This is a genomic window from Streptomyces sp. NPDC028991 (assembly GCF_055564775.1).
This window is the reverse complement of sequence record NZ_JBVHVP010000072.1, coordinates 1-1,198: the sequence shown is the minus strand read 5'-3', so window position 1 is coordinate 1,198 and position 1,198 is coordinate 1. Positions and strand designations below refer to the sequence as shown.

Here is a 1,198-nt window from a genome sequence, read left to right as displayed (position 1 = left end):
CTCGACGTGTCGATCCGTGGCGCCGTGTCCATCGCTCGCCGCCTGCAGGATCCATTGGCCGAACTGGTGAAGATCGATCCGAAATCCATCGGCGTCGGCCAGTACCAGCACGACGTGTCGCAGCTGAAACTGGCACGCGGCCTGGATGCAGTAGTGGAAGACTGCGTGAACAAGGTCGGTGTGGATGTGAACACCGCCTCGGTAGCGCTGTTGGCCCGAATTTCCGGCCTTAACGCCACCCTGGCACAGAACATCGTGACCCACCGCGACGAAAACGGTGCGTTCAAGACCCGTGCAGCGCTGAAAAAAGTCGCACGCTCTCAATGGCAGACAATGGGGCAATGGACCGTCAAAACGTCGCGATGTTTAACGCGCCCGTGACGGAACCGACCGGGTGCGACCGCTGCCATCAATGGCAACAAACACAAACACCGCCTCGGTGACTTTGCGCCATTCGCTGGACAGCGGGTCGTCGCTCCACACTTCGACCATCATCTGGATCGAGCTGCGGCCGATTTCCAGGGCCTGGGTATAGAAGGACAACTGCGCGCCGACGGCCACTGGCACCAGGAATGCCATGCGATCAATCGCCACGGTCGCGACGCGGCCACCGGCAACCTTGCTCGCCATGGCCGTGCCGGCCAAGTCCATCTGCGCGACCAGCCAGCCGCCGAAGATGTCGCCGAAACCGTTGGTTTCACGCGGGAGTGCGGTAATTTGCAGGGCGAGATCGCCTTGCGGGATAGGATCTTCTTGTTCGAGTTCGATCATGCCGGTGCCTCTGACCCGTGACGCTTTATGGGTATTTCAAGTGGATAGCCGTCTCTGGAAAAACGTTTCAGCACCAACATACACCGCTCGATGCGTTTCTCGTAAGGCGTACTAAAGGGAAACTCTGCCAAATCGGCTGGAGGGACACCAACGGCGTTTTGGCACAGCAGCCCCTCAAGGATGCGGGTCTGGCGCTTGCAATGGGCGAGTATATCGAGCCGTCGGCGCCACGACGACCTCCCGGCGCTCATTTGGTCGGTAAATAGAGGCTGTATCGCGGCTTTTTCCGGCAACTGTGCTCCTGCTCATGCTAATTGCGCTTCTGCTACGGGAATATTTCGCTTATCTGAACTGTTAACGGCCCAACGCTGTGCTTTTTCAAGCGATTTGCTATCTTGCCAAGCCTGCCGCAAGTCCCGGGCTTGCC

At 58.9% G+C, this 1,198-nt stretch carries 2 protein-coding genes; one reads left to right on the top strand and one right to left on the bottom strand.

All coding sequences use genetic code 11. The features are described from left to right. Window positions 1-381: helix-hairpin-helix domain-containing protein (locus ACZ4V1_RS35870; protein WP_468345363.1), on the top strand; the 381-nt coding region annotated here is incomplete at its 5' end. Here the strand turns inward: ACZ4V1_RS35870 and ACZ4V1_RS35865 are convergent. Further along, complete coding sequence (locus tag ACZ4V1_RS35865) at window positions 367-771, bottom strand: acyl-CoA thioesterase (RefSeq protein WP_003176975.1); 405 nt, start codon at window positions 769-771, stop codon at window positions 367-369. The genes ACZ4V1_RS35870 and ACZ4V1_RS35865 overlap by 15 nt on opposite strands. Window positions 772-1,198 lie beyond the last annotated feature (427 nt).

Excerpts from the sequence above, each read along its gene's own strand:
- ACZ4V1_RS35865 (WP_003176975.1), bottom strand. The coding sequence starts at position 771 with ATGATCGAACTCGAACAAGAAGATCCTATCCCGCAAGGCGATCTCGCC.